The organism is Algibacter sp. AS12 (genome assembly GCF_046736315.1).
GTDB lineage: Bacteria > Bacteroidota > Bacteroidia > Flavobacteriales > Flavobacteriaceae > Algibacter_B > Algibacter_B amylolyticus.
In genome coordinates this window covers 719,867-737,153 of the sequence record NZ_CP151841.1, presented here as the reverse complement: position 1 = coordinate 737,153, position 17,287 = coordinate 719,867, and the positions used below count along the sequence as shown (strand labels likewise).

18 protein-coding genes are annotated in these 17,287 nt (G+C 33.6%); 10 read left to right on the top strand and 8 right to left on the bottom strand.

The annotated features are described in order from the left end of the window. Positions 1-166: 166 nt before the first annotated feature. From AAFN75_RS03215 to pruA, 4 genes are all read right to left on the bottom strand, one after another. On the bottom strand, positions 167-571 hold the full coding sequence (locus AAFN75_RS03215; protein WP_411808202.1) for an OsmC family protein: 405 nt from the start codon (positions 569-571) through the stop codon (positions 167-169). A 55-nt stretch (positions 572-626) separates the two neighbouring features. Further along, entirely contained in the window at positions 627-1,058 is a 432-nt protein-coding gene (locus tag AAFN75_RS03210; protein ID WP_411808201.1) for a PH domain-containing protein, read from the bottom strand. Positions 1,059-1,210: 152 nt separating this feature from the next. After that, complete coding sequence (locus tag AAFN75_RS03205; protein ID WP_411808200.1) at positions 1,211-1,978, bottom strand: DUF6090 family protein; 768 nt, start codon at positions 1,976-1,978, stop codon at positions 1,211-1,213. A 199-nt stretch (positions 1,979-2,177) separates the two neighbouring features. Then, on the bottom strand, positions 2,178-3,806 hold the full coding sequence (gene pruA / locus AAFN75_RS03200) for an L-glutamate gamma-semialdehyde dehydrogenase (protein ID WP_411808199.1): 1,629 nt from the start codon (positions 3,804-3,806) through the stop codon (positions 2,178-2,180). A gap of 152 nt (positions 3,807-3,958) precedes the next feature. On the opposite strand from pruA, the gene AAFN75_RS03195 reads away from it, so the two are divergent. Together AAFN75_RS03195 and AAFN75_RS03190 are read left to right on the top strand one after the other, a co-directional pair. Continuing rightward, positions 3,959-4,672, top strand: coding sequence for an NRDE family protein (locus tag AAFN75_RS03195; protein WP_411808198.1), 714 nt, complete (start codon positions 3,959-3,961; stop codon positions 4,670-4,672). Continuing rightward, positions 4,665-5,672, top strand: coding sequence for a DUF6695 family protein (locus AAFN75_RS03190; RefSeq protein WP_411808197.1), 1,008 nt, complete (start codon positions 4,665-4,667; stop codon positions 5,670-5,672). The genes AAFN75_RS03195 and AAFN75_RS03190 overlap by 8 nt, the downstream gene beginning before the upstream one ends. Positions 5,673-5,936: 264 nt before the next feature. On the opposite strand, the gene apaG is transcribed toward AAFN75_RS03190, so the two are convergent. Next, positions 5,937-6,323: a Co2+/Mg2+ efflux protein ApaG gene (apaG, locus tag AAFN75_RS03185; RefSeq protein ID WP_411808196.1), complete on the bottom strand. Its 387-nt coding sequence runs from the start codon at positions 6,321-6,323 to the stop codon at positions 5,937-5,939. Positions 6,324-6,493: 170 nt separating this feature from the next. Continuing rightward, positions 6,494-7,744: a DUF5103 domain-containing protein gene (locus AAFN75_RS03180; protein ID WP_411808195.1), complete on the bottom strand. Its 1,251-nt coding sequence runs from the start codon at positions 7,742-7,744 to the stop codon at positions 6,494-6,496. 161 nt (positions 7,745-7,905) lie between these two features. On the opposite strand from AAFN75_RS03180, the gene AAFN75_RS03175 reads away from it, so the two are divergent. From AAFN75_RS03175 to nqrF, 6 genes are all read left to right on the top strand, one after another. After that, positions 7,906-9,261 (top strand): Na(+)-translocating NADH-quinone reductase subunit A, encoded by a 1,356-nt coding sequence (locus AAFN75_RS03175; protein WP_411808194.1) that lies wholly within the window; start codon positions 7,906-7,908, stop codon positions 9,259-9,261. Then, the gene (locus tag AAFN75_RS03170; protein WP_411808193.1) at positions 9,261-10,487 is read left to right on the top strand and encodes an NADH:ubiquinone reductase (Na(+)-transporting) subunit B; all 1,227 of its coding nucleotides are present in this window, start codon (positions 9,261-9,263) and stop codon (positions 10,485-10,487) included. Before AAFN75_RS03175 ends, AAFN75_RS03170 begins: the two co-directional genes overlap by 1 nt. A gap of 2 nt (positions 10,488-10,489) precedes the next feature. After that, complete coding sequence (locus AAFN75_RS03165; RefSeq protein WP_411808192.1) at positions 10,490-11,236, top strand: Na(+)-translocating NADH-quinone reductase subunit C; 747 nt, start codon at positions 10,490-10,492, stop codon at positions 11,234-11,236. A gap of 1 nt (position 11,237) precedes the next feature. After that, complete coding sequence (locus tag AAFN75_RS03160) at positions 11,238-11,882, top strand: NADH:ubiquinone reductase (Na(+)-transporting) subunit D (protein WP_144116761.1); 645 nt, start codon at positions 11,238-11,240, stop codon at positions 11,880-11,882. A 74-nt stretch (positions 11,883-11,956) separates the two neighbouring features. Then, the gene (gene nqrE / locus AAFN75_RS03155) at positions 11,957-12,676 is read left to right on the top strand and encodes an NADH:ubiquinone reductase (Na(+)-transporting) subunit E (protein ID WP_144116760.1); all 720 of its coding nucleotides are present in this window, start codon (positions 11,957-11,959) and stop codon (positions 12,674-12,676) included. A 1-nt stretch (position 12,677) separates the two neighbouring features. After that, complete coding sequence (gene nqrF, locus AAFN75_RS03150; protein WP_411808191.1) at positions 12,678-13,985, top strand: NADH:ubiquinone reductase (Na(+)-transporting) subunit F; 1,308 nt, start codon at positions 12,678-12,680, stop codon at positions 13,983-13,985. 81 nt (positions 13,986-14,066) lie between these two features. On the opposite strand, the gene AAFN75_RS03145 is transcribed toward nqrF, so the two are convergent. After that, entirely contained in the window at positions 14,067-14,516 is a 450-nt protein-coding gene (locus AAFN75_RS03145) for a Na(+)-translocating NADH-quinone reductase subunit F (RefSeq protein WP_411808190.1), read from the bottom strand. A 108-nt stretch (positions 14,517-14,624) separates the two neighbouring features. Between AAFN75_RS03145 and AAFN75_RS03140 the strand changes: the two genes are divergently transcribed. Then, entirely contained in the window at positions 14,625-15,497 is an 873-nt protein-coding gene (locus AAFN75_RS03140) for a DUF4846 domain-containing protein (RefSeq protein ID WP_411808189.1), read from the top strand. 64 nt (positions 15,498-15,561) lie between these two features. Here the strand turns inward: AAFN75_RS03140 and AAFN75_RS03135 are convergent, their stop codons facing one another. Continuing rightward, the gene (locus AAFN75_RS03135; protein ID WP_411808188.1) at positions 15,562-16,302 is read right to left on the bottom strand and encodes a tetratricopeptide repeat protein; all 741 of its coding nucleotides are present in this window, start codon (positions 16,300-16,302) and stop codon (positions 15,562-15,564) included. Positions 16,303-16,891: 589 nt separating this feature from the next. Here AAFN75_RS03135 and AAFN75_RS03130 point away from each other — a divergent pair. Beyond that, positions 16,892-17,269, top strand: a complete 378-nt coding sequence (locus AAFN75_RS03130; protein ID WP_144116756.1) for a Na(+)-translocating NADH-quinone reductase subunit F — start codon at positions 16,892-16,894, stop codon at positions 17,267-17,269. The last annotated feature ends 18 nt before the right edge of the window (positions 17,270-17,287 follow it).

Genomic DNA, 17,287 nt, shown 5'->3' with positions numbered 1-17,287 from the left:
GCCCTAAGAATTTTTATTTTTTGAAGTGAAGCGTTACTTATATCCTGAATGTAATTTGGGGTATAGGTTGGGCTTGAATTTTTAATTAGCCCAGTTTAAGGAAGTCTTTTTAATTCATAAAGCCACTTACTTGTTGGTCTTATATTTATTTAAAGAAATTGCTATTTTATTCTGGTATTTTTTTAATATCACCATTAACAGAGCAGGAAGCCTTAACTGTATTAAATATGGTCCCGAACTTTTCAATATTCTTTTTAAGTAAGTTGATATTTAAATTTTGGTCTTGACTATAAATTTTTAATTCATAATCAATATCGTCCATTCTTGGAGGTTTTTCAAGGCGAGTGGCGCTAACTGTTATTTCTGCTTGCGAGTATTCAAAATTCATTAAAATAGAGAAACGTTCAACATTTTTAAGAATACATGATGAAAATGAACCTAAAAACAATTCTGCAGGATTTGGTAAAGTATTAGATGATTCCGGTGTTGTTCCAAAACCAATTTCCGATGCTTTAATTTGTATGGAACCATTGTTTTTTGAAGATGAGCTGGCTTTACTAAAATACTTCATAATTCATGTTTTTTAGCTAGGGGTTAATGGTTTAACATAGTTGTTGGTGAGTTTCTTATTCCGTAATTTTTATGTGTCCGTTCAGTTCTAAGATTTTTTCAATAAATGATTCATTTGTTTTCGGGCTTATGTAGATTTCGTTGTACTTGTCATATTTCACAATCAGCCCTTTTCTTGAAGTGGCAGGTCTAAATCCAACCCAAAGCGTTTTTCCTTTTACAATTTCTGTTATTCGGTCAACGCTTATTTTTCCGTTAAACGGTCCGCTTTTGTAAATCAAACCGTTTTTCTTGTTCAATTCATAATGAGTTCCGAAATACAGCCAAAAGAGGAGTCCAACAACAGCCAAAATCAGAATTAAAGTCCAATACTCATCTTTTTCCATTTCACCTTTTGCAATTCCAATTATTGTGATTCCAACCAGAAAAGTATTAGTTCCAAGAATTATTAAACTGAATAATATGTCTTTTTTACTATCGAATTTCATCTTTTTTAGCTTGCCTAACGTGTTGTTGTATGGTTTGTTACATGATTTATTATGTACTAAATTTAGCAAATAAAAACCGAATAGAAAATCTGTTAGGATTTTTGTAAGCAAGCTCGAATTAGCCTTTAATTATAAACCATTTTGTGGTTTCTTTATTTCTTCAGTTCTAGCTCAATTAACTTTAGTATGGTTTCTATTTCCGCTTTTATGCGACCAAATAACTTTGGTCCATTCGTGGCTTTAGCCAACAGTCGATAACCGAACAGGTAATTTTCAAATTCGACTAATTTGAACATCTGCTTGTTATTTACTTTTCCGGAAATCGACTCGTTTTCAAAATCCATAAATCCTATATCACTTATAATGTTTCGCACACTTCCCTTATTATATAAAAGAGTGCGTAAATTATCGTCATAAAAATTTGCTTCATTTAGCTGAATGTTTAAAAAATCTAATGAACTTTCAAAGGATGCCATATTTTGCCTTAAGCTTTTATTCAAAATGATATTAAGCTTACCTGAGCTAATTATGTCATTTAAAACTCCTGTTGAAGGTAAATAGCTTAATTGACTACCAAGAACAGGGGCAAACATTTGCGATATTGCCTGATTACTTATCGTGTCAAGGACGTTTTTGTTAAATAGGGTAGATAGATTATCGAGTGATTCTATTCGTTGTTCATTTTCTTGAATAGAGGCATTTATTTTATTCAGGTTTGTTTCAAATTCTGTTTTTAGAGACAATAGATATTCCTGTTCTAAACTTCTTTGTTCGTTATATTTATTGTTATTATTAATCTGTAAGGCTATTAATATCCCAATAACAACAAGCACAATTTCTCCAACGGCATAAAGTAGATATTTACTGAATTTGTTTTCAGTTAGCAATCTTTGTCTAATTTTTCTAAAAAATTTTATCATTTGGTTAATGGTTGGTCTTAATGAAGGCTAACACGTTACAAAATCACTTCTCCATTTCATATCCCAAAAGCAACTCAGAATAAAGCAACTTTTTAATCGTTGTTATCCTGTAAATATAATTTATTTTTTTGTAAGAAAAACAAAACCCCAAGCCAAAGCTTAGGGTTTTAAAATTTATAAATATCTTGTTTTAAGGTTTTTATTCACCTAAAAAAGGATATCTGTAATCCGTTGGTGTAACAAAAGTTTCTTTTATCATTCTTGGCGATACCCAACGCAATAAGTTTTGTGCACTACCTGCTTTATCGTTGGTTCCAGACGCTCTGGCTCCGCCAAACGGTTGTTGTCCTACAACGGCACCTGTTGGTTTATCGTTAATGTAAAAGTTTCCTGCGGCATTTTGTAAAGCTTCAGTAGCCTGTGTAACTGCATATCTGTCTTTCGAAATAATGGCACCTGTTAAGGCGTATTCACTAGTTTCATCTACTAGTTTTAAGGTTTCCGCGTAAGCGTCATCTTCATAAACATAAATGGTAATTACAGGTCCAAAAAGTTCGGTACACATGGTTGTGTATTTTGGGTCTTTGGCAAGAATGACGGTAGGTTCAATAAAGTATCCTTTGCTTTTATCATAATTACCACCAGCAATAATTTCGGCATCTGCATCGGCTTTAGCGCCATCAATATATTTTGCTAGTTTATCAAAAGAACCTTCATGGATAACAGCAGTAATAAAATTGCTCATATCTTCTGGCGATCCCATTTTTAAAGACTTTAAATCTTCAATAACGAAGTCTTTAACAACGTTCCATAAACTTTTTGGAATATAAGCTCTTGAAGCCGCACTACATTTTTGACCTTGAAACTCGAAAGCTCCACGTACAATTGCAGTAGCTACTTGTTTTGCATTGGCCGATTTATGGGCAACAATAAAATCTTTTCCTCCAGTTTCACCAACAATACGTGGGTAGGTTTTATAGTTATGTATGTTGTTTCCTATTTGTTTCCAAAGCTCTTTAAATATAAATGTAGAACCCGTAAAGTGTAATCCTGAAAAATCTGGACTAGCCATAACAGTATTGGTAATCATTACCGGATCTCCAAAAACAACGTTTATTACTCCTGGAGGCACACCTGCTTCTTCAAAAATATCCATAATAACTTTAGCAGAATATACTTGGCTGTCACTAGGTTTCCAAACTACAACATTACCCATTAATGCCATACATGCTGGTAAGTTTCCGGCAATAGCAGTAAAGTTAAATGGTGTAACAGCATAGGTGAAACCTTCTAACGGACGGTATTCAACTCTGTTCCAAGCATCGCTTGTGCTTTCTGGTTGTTCCATATAAATGTCAGTCATAAACTGAACATTAAAACGCAAGAAATCTATTAACTCACAGGCAGCATCTATTTCTGCTTGATGTATGGTTTTAGATTGCGCAATCATAGTTGCTGCGTTTATTTTAGCACGGTAAGGTCCTGCAATTAATTCGGCAGCTTTTAAAAAGATTCCTGCGCGTTGTTCCCAAGGCATTAGCGACCATGATTTTCTAGCTTCTAAAGCGGTAGAAATGGCATCGTCAATATGCTTTTGTTCTGCTATGTGGTACGTGCCTACAATATGCTTGTGGTCGTGCGGTGGCGACATGGTCCTAGTGTTTCCAGACTCCACGTTTTTACCGTTAATATATAAAGGCACATCAACTTTACTATTAAACATTGCCTTGTAAGCCTTTAGAACTGCATCACGCTCTGGCGATCCAGGAGCATAAGATTTTACAGGTTCATTAACCGCAACTGGCACATTAAAAAAGCCTTTTCCCATGATATTTGATTTTTTGTTATTGAATTTTCAGTAAATCTATTACAAACTTAAGAATATTTAAAGGATTAATTAAAAGGAAGCCTTCTTAAATGCAAGTTAAATTTTATTTATTTTTTGTAAGTTGCCAATGTGTTTTAAGACTATGTTTTTATATGTGTACAGTTACAATACTACCAATAGGAAAAAATGATTTTGTGTTAACGTCTAATCGAGACGAAGCACCAGATAGATTATCCTTAACTCCAGATTTTTATACTATTGAAGGCAAGACATTGTTGTTCCCAAAAGATATTAAAGGAGGCACATGGATTGGTGTTAGTGAAAATTATCGTGTGGTGTGCGTACTTAATGGTGGTTTTAAAATACACGAAAAGAAAGCTAACTACAGAAAAAGTAGAGGTATTGTAGCTAAAGATTTTATGATTTGTGAAACTATTGTGCCAACCGTTGAAGCTTATAATCTTGAAGATATTGAGCCATTTACCGTCGTTATTGTAGATTGGAATTCGGGTTTAAAATTCTACGAATTGGTTTGGGATGGCAAATACAAGCACTTTGTAGAATTACCAATAGAGTCTAGAATTTGGTCGTCTTCAACCTTATATTCCGAAGGGATGCAAAAGGAACGCCAAATTTGGTTTGAACACCTTGAAGCCTTCAATGCCGAGGCAATGTTAGCATTCCACAGTAAAAAAGATGAAAACAATTTAGATTACGGTGTAGTTATGGATCGTGGTTTTGTAAAAACCACAAGTATTACACAAGTAAACAAACAAGGAAATAGTGTTGGTATGCGTTATGAAAGTATTGAGAACAATAAAGTAGTTACAAAAACCTTCAATCTACCCGAAGTTGTTAATGGATAATACAGGTATTATTATAACATTGGCTTATCCGGATACTATTGTTATGGTATCTGAAGAATGGTTTTCTCCATTTTTAAAATATGTTGGGGTTGGTAAAACCAATTATCTACGTGCAGGTCATGCCGCATTGGTTTTAATTAATAAGGATACAGGTGTTTTAGAATATCATGATTTTGGGCGTTACATTACGCCAGAACCTAATGGTAGAGTTCGTGGTAGTGATACCGATAATGAATTGCACTTTCCTATACAGGCCGATATTGATCCCGATAGCCATCGGGATGGTCAAATAAATAATTTAGATGCTATTTTAGAGTTTTTAGCAACGCATCCTAAACTTACCCATGGTGATGGTAAGTTGGTTGCATCGGTTTGTCGTGCTGTTAATTATAAAAAGGCGAGAGCACATATTACCAAAATGCAAAACAAGCATTTTATACGGTATGCAGCATTTATAAAAGATGCTTGTAATTGTGCACGTTTTGTAACAGATACTTTAATAGCTTCGGTAACCGATGCTAAAATTAAGAATCGTCTTGAAAAATCGAAATGGTTTACACCAAGTACAGTGGGTAATGTACTGCTTGCTGATACGGAAGCGTCTCCTTACAAGGTTTCTGAAACTGGTGAGATTTCAGCGTTTAAAGGCTCTCAAAAAAGTGAAAACATTCGGTGTTTTTTAGATAAACTTAAAGATCATAAAGTTAATTTGATAGGAACGCAAGAGGTAAGATATATTGATGGTTTACATGATAAGGCGCAATGGTTATCTGGTATTGCTGCTGGTGCTTGGTTTGAGTTGCATGATTTAGGAACTAATAGCGAATATCGATTTAGGCGAATTTCGCCTTATGGTAATATAGATTGTGATGCTGTTTTTACTGTTGAAGATGATGCGTTTGATGTTAATTTAGACTATGAATTTATTCATTATTCAAATTGTAAATTTTTTCAGGTGAAACAGCGTGATGTTGTTTATAGGTTTAAACGGAAGGTTTAACTAATTCCTGTTCAATATTGTTATTCTTGTTACTATCGCGTTAGGGATTGAAGCGGCATCCTTTTTTTTAAACTAAGAAAATTAGTTAGCTTTAAGCTAAATATTAAATAGTTAGCAAAGTGACTCACTCCTCGCTTTAACCTTAAAAAAAAGATATAGCGGAAAGCCCGACCCTTGTGGTAACGCCCAAATGATATAGTGCTGTAAATATGGATCTTTTTGGAGATTGCTACACTACACAAAAGTGTGATTTGCAATACTTTTTTAGTTTATAGCAAAAGGTGCGCTTAACTTAAATGTTGGGATGGTAACTTTAAATTTTTGGGTAGTTGTAAAGTTTACCATACTATAATGACCTTGCATAGCGCCAAAAGGTGATGTTAGCAAACAACCCGAGGAGTAGGTGTGCGATTCGCCTGGTTTTAACACTGGCTTTTTACCAATAACACCTTCGCCAGAAACAATCTCTACGTTGTTTAATGCGTCTAGAATTTCCCAATGGCGTGCATAAAGTTGCACAGAGTCTTTACTCTGGTTTTCGATTGTAATCGTGTATCCAAAGGCGTATTGTATTTTATAGTTTTTATAAAATGAACCTTCGAAAGTGGTCTCGACCGAAATTTTTATTCCTTTTGTAACTTGTTGAACCATTGGTGTGCAAAGTGTTAACGGTTGCTAAAATAATAAATATTAAGCGGTTAATGTAAATTTTAGTGAGTTTGATGTAAAAATTAGATGAAATGCAATTTTAGACATCAAAATTTGTTAAATAACCAATTGCTATTAAAAATAGTAACGGCATTTTGCGTGTTTTATGCGATTTAGTTGGTTATGTTGGTCGATGATACCTCGTTATAACCTATAATACGATCGTAACGGGTACCTAAATTTCTGTAATAAACCAATACTTTATAGCTGTTTTCGGTTTGCCAAAAGTTGCCACTTATGGCGCCTTCATCTAATGTACCATCTTTATTTACTACTACATATTTATAGTTATAAAAACCTTGTTTTAGTCTCATGGATTTTTTATAGATTTCTCTATCAGGGTCAAAAGTCATTTTATTAGTTTCATCTAGCGCGTAATTATTGTAATTACCATAAATGTAGATGTGCTCGCCATTATACATTTCTGGGTACTTTAAAGTAAAATGTAGGTCAAGGTAATCGGCTTCAATGGAAACATCGTCCTTATCTATAGCTACAATTTTAAATTTACCATTAATATCTGGGTTGTAGGTGTACGGTACATCGGCCCGTGCAACATCGGTAAATAAATAGGATTGGTAAAGGTCTTCTAGGGCTATGGATTGTATGCGGTTTGTGGCGGCTCTAACATCTTTAGTTTCTACAAATAAATATTCGTTTCCTCCAGGAAAAGCAGTTTCTTTGGTGTAACGATATATTAAGGTGTTGCCCAAAGTATATTGCGGTTTTAGGTTTGAAATAGCTGTGTTTAAATTGCTGTTTTGAATAATTAAAGCTTTTACTGTTTGCTGTGGGTTATTAACCTGTGGTCCTGTAGCAATCTCAATATCTACGGTTTGTGTGGTTTCTATATTGCTAATATCTCTAGATCTTTTAATGGCTATTCCTGGTGTAACCATGTTTTCGTAAATCATGAATTTTCTTGAAAATACCAACTCATTATAAGAGTCGTAAATTGAAATCATGTAGTTACCCGAAACTTTTAGTTGCTTAGTTTGCTCGTTAGGAATGGACAACTTGTAATGCGAATACATTTGAAAGGTATTAAACGAGTTGGTATAATCTTGAATTCTAAAATTATCAAACCCGAGCATGAATTCAGATTTTATAAGGACAGAGGGTTTCCAGTTGTAATCAAAATGTTCAATTTTATAGTAAAAATCGGGTTCGTCGTCTGCCAAGGCATCAAACTCTAAGTTAAATGTGTTTCCTAGTTCGATTACAGGAAGTTCGCCCAAATCGCTACTGCTACTTTTAAAAGTAATAGACTTTATGTGTTCTGGCGGATTCACTTCTTCTACTTGACTGTAAAGTGATCCAGCAGTAATAAAATAAAGGAATAATAAGGTAAACTTGAAAGACATTCTGCGTGTTTTGTGTAAATATAAGCAAATTTTGTGCCTAAGATATATCTTTTATTTAGAATAAATATAAATAACATTCAAGACTCAATTTGCTTATCAAATTCGCTATTTATTCGTATTTTTGCACCGATTTTTAGACAACTAATTTCAATAAAATAAATATGTCAAACGACATTCGTATCAAAAAAGGTCTGGACATTAAACTTGTTGGTGAAGCTGAAAAAACTGTTGAACAAGCAGTTATTAGTAACTACTGCACCATAAGGCCAGAAGATTTTCACGGCGTAATACCAAAACTTGTTGCAAAAGAAGGGACTACAGTTAAGGCTGGAGGTGTCTTGTTTTTCGATAAATCTGAAGAAGCAATAAAATTTTTATCGCCAGTTTCAGGTAAAGTAGTTGAGGTGGTTCGTGGACCAAAAAGGCGTATCGATGCCATTAAGATTCAAGCCGATAAAGCACAAGCTTTTGAAGACTATGGAGTGTTTAACGTGGATGCCGCAAAACCGGAAGCTGTTAAAGCTCATTTGCTTGCTGCTGGTTGTTGGCCATTTGTAAAGCAACGACCGTATGATGTTATTGCTAATCCTGAAAGATCGCCAAAAGCGATATTTATTTCTGGTTATGCAAGTGCACCTTTAGCTGCCGATTTGGACTTTACTTTAAAAGGTAAAGAAGCCGAATTGCAAGCTGCTGTTTCTGCTTTAGGAAAATTAACCGAAGGTAAAGTACACGTATCTGTTGGTAAGAATGCAAATTCGCCATTAGCAGGATTAAACGGTGTTACGTTACATAAGGTTTCTGGACCACACCCATCTGGTAATGTTGGTACTCAAATTAATAAAATAGATCCTGTTAATAAAGGAGAAGTAGTTTGGACGGTTAACGCACAAGACCTAGTTATTATAGGTGAGTTACTTTTAACTGGAAAATTTAATGCTGAGCGTATTGTAGCTTTAGTAGGATCTTCAGTGGAGAAACCAAGATACTTTAAAACACTTGCTGGTAGCGAAATTGCAACTTTAATTTACGATAAAGGCGTATCTAAAGGTGGTAATGATCGTATTATTTCTGGTAATGTTTTATCTGGAAAGCAAATTCGTCCTGATGGTAATTTAGATTTTTACAGTAATGTGGTTTCTGTAATTCCTGAAGGTGATGATTATGAGTTATTTGGATGGAATAAGCCAGTGTTTAATAAAGTGTCTACCTCTAGAGCATTAACGTTTTCTTGGTTAAGCCCAAAGAAAAAGTATGACCTAAACACCAATACAAATGGTGAGCATAGAGCTTTTGTAACTACAGGAACTTACGAAGAGGTTTTTCCTTTGGATATCTTTCCTATGCAAATATTAAAGGCTTGTATGTATCAAGATTTAGATGAAATGGAAGCTTTAGGAATGTACGAAGTTGCACCTGAAGATTTTGCTTTAACTGAGTTTGTATGTGTGTCTAAACAACCACATCAAAAAATTATACGCGAAGGTTTAGACTTAATGAATAAAGAGATAGGGTAATGAGTTTAAAAAATAAATTACACATATTAAAAAGAAAGTATAGAAGTAAAAAAATGGCTCCTGCCTTTAATGCGCTTCATACGTTTCTATACTTGCCAAACGAGACCACACATAATGGTACTCATATTAAGGCAGCCGATGATTTAAAGCGTACCATGAACACGGTAATTATGGCTATGGTGCCATGTTTATTGTTTGGTATGTTCAATGCGGGATATCAGCATCACTTAGCTTTGGGCGAAATTCAATCTGTAACAGGAGGTCTTTTTAGTGCAGAGTTTTGGACATTAGATAATTTTATGGTTGGTTTCTGGAAAATCATTCCATTAGTAATTGTATCATACGGTGTTGGTTTACTTATCGAATTTATTTTCGCAATTATTAATAAACACGAAGTAGAAGAAGGGTATTTAGTAACAGGAATGTTAGTACCTCTTATTGTACCAATTGATATTCCATTATGGATGTTAGCTGTTGCAGTTGTATTTGGTGTTGTTATTGGTAAAGAAGTTTTTGGAGGTACAGGAATGAATATTCTTAATCCTGCTTTAACTATTAGAGCCTTTTTATTCTTTGCTTATCCAACTTGGATGAGTGGTGATAAAGTGTGGGTTCATGGTGCTGTTGAAAGAGATCAAGCCATTGCTGCTGGTCAAAACCTAGATGCTATTTCTGGCGAAACTATTTTAGGTGCTTTAGCTCAAAGTAAAGAGGTTGCTTACTCTACTGCCGATATGTTCTTAGGCTTTATTCCGGGCTCAGTAGGAGAAACATCAACATTACTTATTATACTTGGTGGTTTATTTTTAGTGTTTTCTAAAATAGGAAGCTGGAGAATTATGTTATCATCTGTAATTGGTGCTATTGTAATGGGATTAATCTTTAATCAAGTTGTAGCTTCAGGATGGATAACAGAAAGTAGTAATTTTTACGGATTAATGAGTGCACCATTCTGGGAACACTTAATAATTGGTGGTTTTGCTTTTGGTACCGTGTTTATGGCTACCGATCCGGTAACGGCTTCACAAACTAATAAAGGAAAATGGATTTACGGTTTCTTGGTAGGATTTATTTCAATTATGATTCGTGTATTCAACCCAGCGTATCCAGAAGGTGTTATGTTAGCTATTCTATTAATGAATGTGTTTGCACCAACTATCGATCACTACGTGGTACAAGGTAACGTGAAGAAAAGAATGAAACGTGTAAAAGTTAAAACAGCATAATTATGGCAGTTAATACAGATAAAAACTCATATACTATAATCTTTGCTGTTGCAATGGTATTAGTTGTAGGTTCATTATTAGCGTTTACGGCATCATCGTTAAGACCTAATATTGACGAGAATAAACGTATGGAAAAGCAACAGAATATTCTGTATGCTATGGGCGTTAATGAAAATGAAGGCACTGGCGATATCGCTTTTGTTGGAACAGATAAAGTAGCAGAGCAATTTTCTAAATACATCACAAAACAATTAGTTATTGAAAACGGTGTTGCGACGGAAGATGATAAAGCTTACTTAATTGATATAAAAAAGGAACAAGCAAAAGCTAAAAACGGCGGAACAAGACGTTTACCTTTATTTGTTGGTGAAAAAGATGGTAAAACATTTTACATAACACCAATTCGAGGTAAAGGACTTTGGGATGCTATTTGGGGGTATGTTGCTCTAGATAAAGATATGGTTGTTCAAGGTACGTTTTTTGATCACGCAGGTGAAACTCCAGGTTTAGGAGCAAACATAAAACAACGTTATTTTATGGACGATTTTTATGGAGAACGTTTATTAACTGAAGCTGGAGTATTTAAAGGTATCTCGGTTGCTAAAGGTAATAATGATCCTAAAAATGAAATAAAAGACGATTATGAAGTTGATGCCTTAGCTGGAGCAACTATTACTGGTGATGGTGTTTCTGCCATGATCAAGAAAGATTTAAAATTGTATTTACCTTACTTTAAAACTTTAAAATAATATGGGACTACTTTCAAAAAAAGATGCGAAGTTAATAACAGACCCGTTAGCAGATAACAACCCTATTACTATTCAAGTATTAGGTATTTGTTCTGCATTAGCAATTACTGCAGAGCTTAAAGCTTCTCTAGTAATGGGAATTGCTGTGTTATTTGTATTAAGTGTAGGTAATGTTGTAATCTCTTTAATGAGAAATATCATTCCATCAAAAATTAGAATTATTGTTCAACTAATTGTAGTTGCTGCTTTAGTAATTGTAGTAGATCAGGTACTAAAAGCATTTGCTTATGAATTGAGTAAAACACTTTCTGTATTTGTTGGTTTAATTATTACGAACTGTATTATTATGGGACGTTTTGAGGCTTTTGCTTTGGCTAATGGCCCATGGAAATCCTTCTTAGATGGTATTGGTAACGCTTTAGGATATGCAGTTATACTTATAATTGTTGGTTTCTTTAGAGAGTTATTAGGTTCAGGGACTTTATTTGGTATTCCTGTACTTGGAGATCCTATCGAGAAAACAGGTGTTTACGCCATTGGTTACGAAAACAATGGATTTATGTTAATGCCTCCTATGGCTCTTATAGTAGTAGGATTAATTATCTGGGTTCAACGTAGTAGAAATAAAGCATTAATAGAAGATTAATTAGTATGCAGTTTAGAGTCGGAGTAGGCAGTATTAACTGTAAACTGGGACTGAGACTGAAAACTTAAATATATATGGAACATATAGAATTATTTTTTAAATCGATTTTTATAGATAACATGGTATTTGCAGTATTCCTTGGAATGTGCTCATACTTAGCCGTATCTAAAAAGGTAGCAACTGCCGTTGGTTTAGGAGCTGCAGTTATATTTGTATTAGCAATTACAGTACCATTAAACTGGTTATTAGATCAGTATTTATTACAACCAGGAGCTTTAAAGTGGTTAGGTGAAGAATATGTAGATTACGATTTAAGTTTTCTTTCGTTCATCATGTTTATCGCTACTATTGCAACTATGGTACAATTAGTAGAGATTGTAGTAGAGAAGTTTTCTCCATCACTATATAACTCTTTAGGTATCTTTTTACCACTTATTGCTGTAAACTGTGCCATTTTAGGTGGTTCGTTATTTATGCAATCTCGTGAAATTGAAACTTTAGGTTTAGCCTTTAACTACGGTATATCTTCAGGAATAGGATGGTTTTTAGCCATTTTAGCAATTGCTGCTATTCGTGAAAAAATTAGATATAGTAATGTGCCAGCACCTTTAAGAGGATTAGGAATTACCTTTATCATTACAGGTTTAATGGGTATTGGGTTTTTGAGTTTTGGTGGTATGTTAACAGGAGGTGATGAAGAGGAGCAACCAGCAACGGAAACAGCTAAACAAGTTGACGAATTACAAACTGAAAAGGCTAAGGAATTAGCTGATAATACTAAAATAGTAAAGTAATATGATTTTAGCAGCAGGAACAACAGGAACAATTTTAGTAACAGTTGCAGCGTTTTTAGTAATTACGTTGATACTTGTTAGTTTGTTACTTTTTGTAAAACAAAAGTTATCGCCATCAGGACCGGTAAAGATTACTATCAATGGCGAACGCGAAATAGAAGTGGCTTCGGGTGGTAGTTTACTATCAACTTTAGGTGCGCAAAAAATATTCTTACCATCTGCTTGTGGTGGTGGTGGAACATGTATTCAATGTGAATGTCATGTATTATCTGGTGGAGGTGAAGCTTTACCAACGGAAACACCTCACTTTTCAAGAAAAGAATTACAACAGGGAGCGCGTTTATCTTGTCAGGTTAAAGTAAAACAAGACATGAATATTACCATTCCTGAAGAAGTATTTGGTATTAAAAAATGGGAAGCAACAGTGGTACGTAATTATAACGTAGCCTCTTTTATTAAAGAGTTTGTTGTTGAAATTCCTGAAGATATGGGTTACAAGGCAGGTGGATATATTCAAATTGAAATCCCACCATGTGAAGTTAAATATTCTGATATGGATATTACAGCGCACCCAGAGGAACATGAAACTCCAGATAAGTTTCAAACAGAATGGGACAAATTTGGTTTATGGCCTTTAGTAATGAAAAACACCGAAACAGTAGAAAGAGCTTATTCAATGGCGTCTTATCCTGCTGAAGGACGTGAAATCATGCTAAACGTGCGTGTGGCTTGTCCGCCATGGGATCGTGCTAAAAACGGCTGGATGGATGTAAATCCAGGTGTAGCATCGTCTTATATTTTTAATCAAAAACCAGGAGATAAAGTAACAATTTCAGGACCTTACGGTGAGTTCTTCATTAATGAGTCTGATAGTGAAATGCTTTACGTTGGTGGTGGAGCAGGTATGGCGCCAATGCGTTCGCACTTATATCACCTATTCAAAACCTTAAAAACAGGTAGAAAAGTTACATATTGGTACGGTGGACGTTCTAAACGAGAGTTATTCTACTTAGATCATTTTGAACAATTAGAAAAAGAGTTTCCTAATTTCAAATTTTACTTAGCTTTATCTGAGCCTATGGAAGAGGATAACTGGAAGGTAAAAGAAGATATAGACGCTCCAGGTGATGGATTCGTAGGGTTTATTCACAATTGTGTAATAGATAACTATTTAAGTAAACACGAATCGCCAGAAGATATAGAATTATATTTCTGTGGACCTCCTTTAATGAACAAAGCTGTTCAGAAAATGGGTGAAGATTTTGGAATCCCAGATGAGCATATTAGATTTGATGACTTTGGAGGATAGTCTAAAGTGTTTTAATACAAATAGAAAACCAACACATTATGTGTTGGTTTTTTTTATGGTATAAGTTTTGTTTTATAGGGCTTAACTTAAAGCATATTTAGGAGTATCATTTTCAATCTCGAATAGCTTTGTGTAGGCCATAACATTATCGACTTCATCTAATTCACATAGATAAGTTATTACCGCTGTAAGGCCGTTAAACAAAATATCCTTATCTGTTAGGCTTTTAGGTTTTTCATTTTTATAATGTAGCGGTAATTTATAGCCACAAGCATCTAGGAATATATGTTCAATTTTTAGTAATTCTGAGGGCGAATAGCCATTAAATTTACGTCCTAAAGTTTCATGCACTTTCCCAACATAGTTCAGTTCTAAGCCTCCATGAGAATCTGATAAATGCTTCCAGAAATCCATATTATTCAAAATATTTCCAACGGCACATTGCCTGCAACATTCTGGGTTTAACGTGTTATTATGAAAGGCTGTATATAACTTTTTTAATGCTGATTCTAGTCGGGCTGTAGTTTTCATAACGCAGAGTTTTACCTAAAGTTAATAAAATATTATGGTTCAATTATTAAATTACTCTTAAAGTTTTATCTCTTAAATACGAAGTAATACGTTATCAACGTTATTTTAATGATGAAAAATATTATTAGAATTTCTTTTGTTTTAGTGTTATTGGGTGCTGTATTTATGAATTTTAAACCGGTTAAGAAAACAATAAAAACCTTTGCTTCAGCTTTAAAAAAACCGAGTTTAATTAATAAGGATAGTTTAACAATAAAATCTAGAGTTAATATTCCTTATGGGTATAAACGGGTGCATTATCCTAAAGGTTCCTTTCAAGAATACCTTCGTGATTACCAACTAAAACCCTTCGGTTCTAAAATTATTAATTACGATAATAGCCCGTATTTCTGGCAAGGTGGACATATTGGAGTTTTAGAAATTCCTGTACCAAAAAATGGTTTGCAACAATGTGCAGATGCATTAATTAGGATTCGTAGCGAATACCTTTGGGAGCAAAATAGGCAATATGAAATTGGTTTTAATTTTACAAGCGGCCATTATTGCTCGTGGTCTAAATATGCTGATGGTTTTAGGCCAAAAGTACAAGGTAATAAGGTGTCGTTTCATAAAACAGCTTCAAAAAATAACACCAAGGCAAATTTTTATAAGTATTTGAATTTAATCTATATGTATTCTGGAACGTTATCACTTTATAATGAACTTCCAAAAATTACTGATGCTACAGATTTACAGATAGGCGATATGCTTATAAAAGGAGGCTCTCCTGGGCATATTGTTATGATTTGCGATGAAGTTATAAATAATAAAGGGGAGAAGTTGTTTTTACTGTTTCAGGGCAATACACCTGCCCAAAGTGTCCATTTAGTTAAAAATTTGGAAAACTCTAATATTTCACCTTGGTATTACTTAGAAAATGATGTAATAATTCCTGTTTCTAATTACACGTTTGGTAGCTCTAAATTTGTAAGGTTTAAGTAATTATAAAAGTTTCTGTTCACGCTTAAACATGAACTATGATTAGCTATTAATTATTAATGCAATTTTAAGGTTTCAATTCTAATAATATGTTTTTAGCAGTTTGTGTTTCACTTATATTTAAATATTTTTTAGCTAATTCAATGTTGCCTTCTTTTAAATAAGCTAAGCCTAAATACAAGTAAGCTTTATCCAGAAAAGTGAAACTATCTTCCGCTTCAATTGAATGTTCTAAATAGGGTATAGCTTCAATTATATTTTTATTGGCTAAGTGTGCAACTCCTATATAGTAGTTTAAAGTGTCGTTTTCGTGGTTTCCTTGTTGCATAGTGCTCCAATTTGTTATGGCTAAATTGTAGTCGCCTTGGTTGTAATATACCATGCCATCATAAAATTTTACATTTTTAAAATTATTGGTGGTTGTTGGAAGTCCGGGATCTGGTTTAAAATGGTTTGTATAAATTTTTTCATTTATGGGCGTGCTAAAATACCAAATTCCTGTAACAGCTATTACAATAGCTAAGGCTGCGGCTAACTTTCTAACTTTTGAAAATTTTTCGTTTTTCTTGGGCTGTTTTTTAGCTTTACTCTCAGGTACCTCTTTATTAAAACTATCAAGCTGTTTTTTTAAGGATTGCTTTTTATTGCCTTCCAACATGGTTTTAAAATCTTCAACCTGAATTTTAAATTCAGGATCAAGATCAAGAAGTTGATTAAAATCTTTCAATTCTTGGGTAGTTAAACCACCACTTATGTAACGCTCTATAACTTCTAGTAACTCTTGCGATATGTTGCTCTTATCTTTCAATATTTAATTATTTGGGGCTACTATTATAATAAGTGATTTTTTTCATTGGACGATAGTTTTTATTTCGGGTACGGTTTTCTTCAATTTTGAATAATAATGCAATAGACATTTTTATAATTACTAAATTAAACTTGCCTAATAATTGTTTTTAAAATGGTTAAATATTTTGAGTTGCACTTCAGTATGTTTTTAGTTTATATTTGTTATTGCATCTTTTTTAAGCAGTTGTAAGAAATATACAACTATTTCGTTTTACATCAAATACTAAACTATCAAATGACTAATATTTCGTTTATATACTTCAATATCGTTTTTTCTCATGGTAAGGAAGAGCGTTTAAAACCGGTATAACGAAATTGCTGTACTGTTTTATTGTCTTCATCAAATTAATATTTTTGTTTTTATCAATCTTTGTAGGGATTAGTAATTGCTATAGTAATCATCATAAAAAAACAATATTTGTTAATTTTTTTAACGCAATGAAGCGAAGTTATTCTGGCAATTTGTGTTTTAAAGGACATATTTAACTCTATATCGAAACAACGATAAATCTCATTAACACTCTAAACAATTATATTATTTTTGTAACATGAGTAAACCTTTAACAGAACAAGAATTGCATAACCTCGCCATGAACCATGTTGGTAAAGATTTAGAGCAGCGTGGTTTCGAGTTTATAGCTATAAATAGCAAACTTAAAAAGCACCCGCAATTTGTTTGTATAGATAAAAATAAACAATACTTTTTTGTAATTGTACGTGCTGTAGTTTTACCTGAAAACCCTAATAATTACGATGTGGTTTGGATGGAATCTTTTAAGAAGCACGCTAGAGATAAAGATGCTAAGGTGTTATATGCCGGCGTTGGCATTGGTAATCCTGAGGGTGAAAAACATCCCATTTATTTAAATCAAGATTATTTATTAGAGTACAATGGTATTCAGGTTTTGGAAACCAATTTAAATTAGAAAAGGACCTTAGTTAAT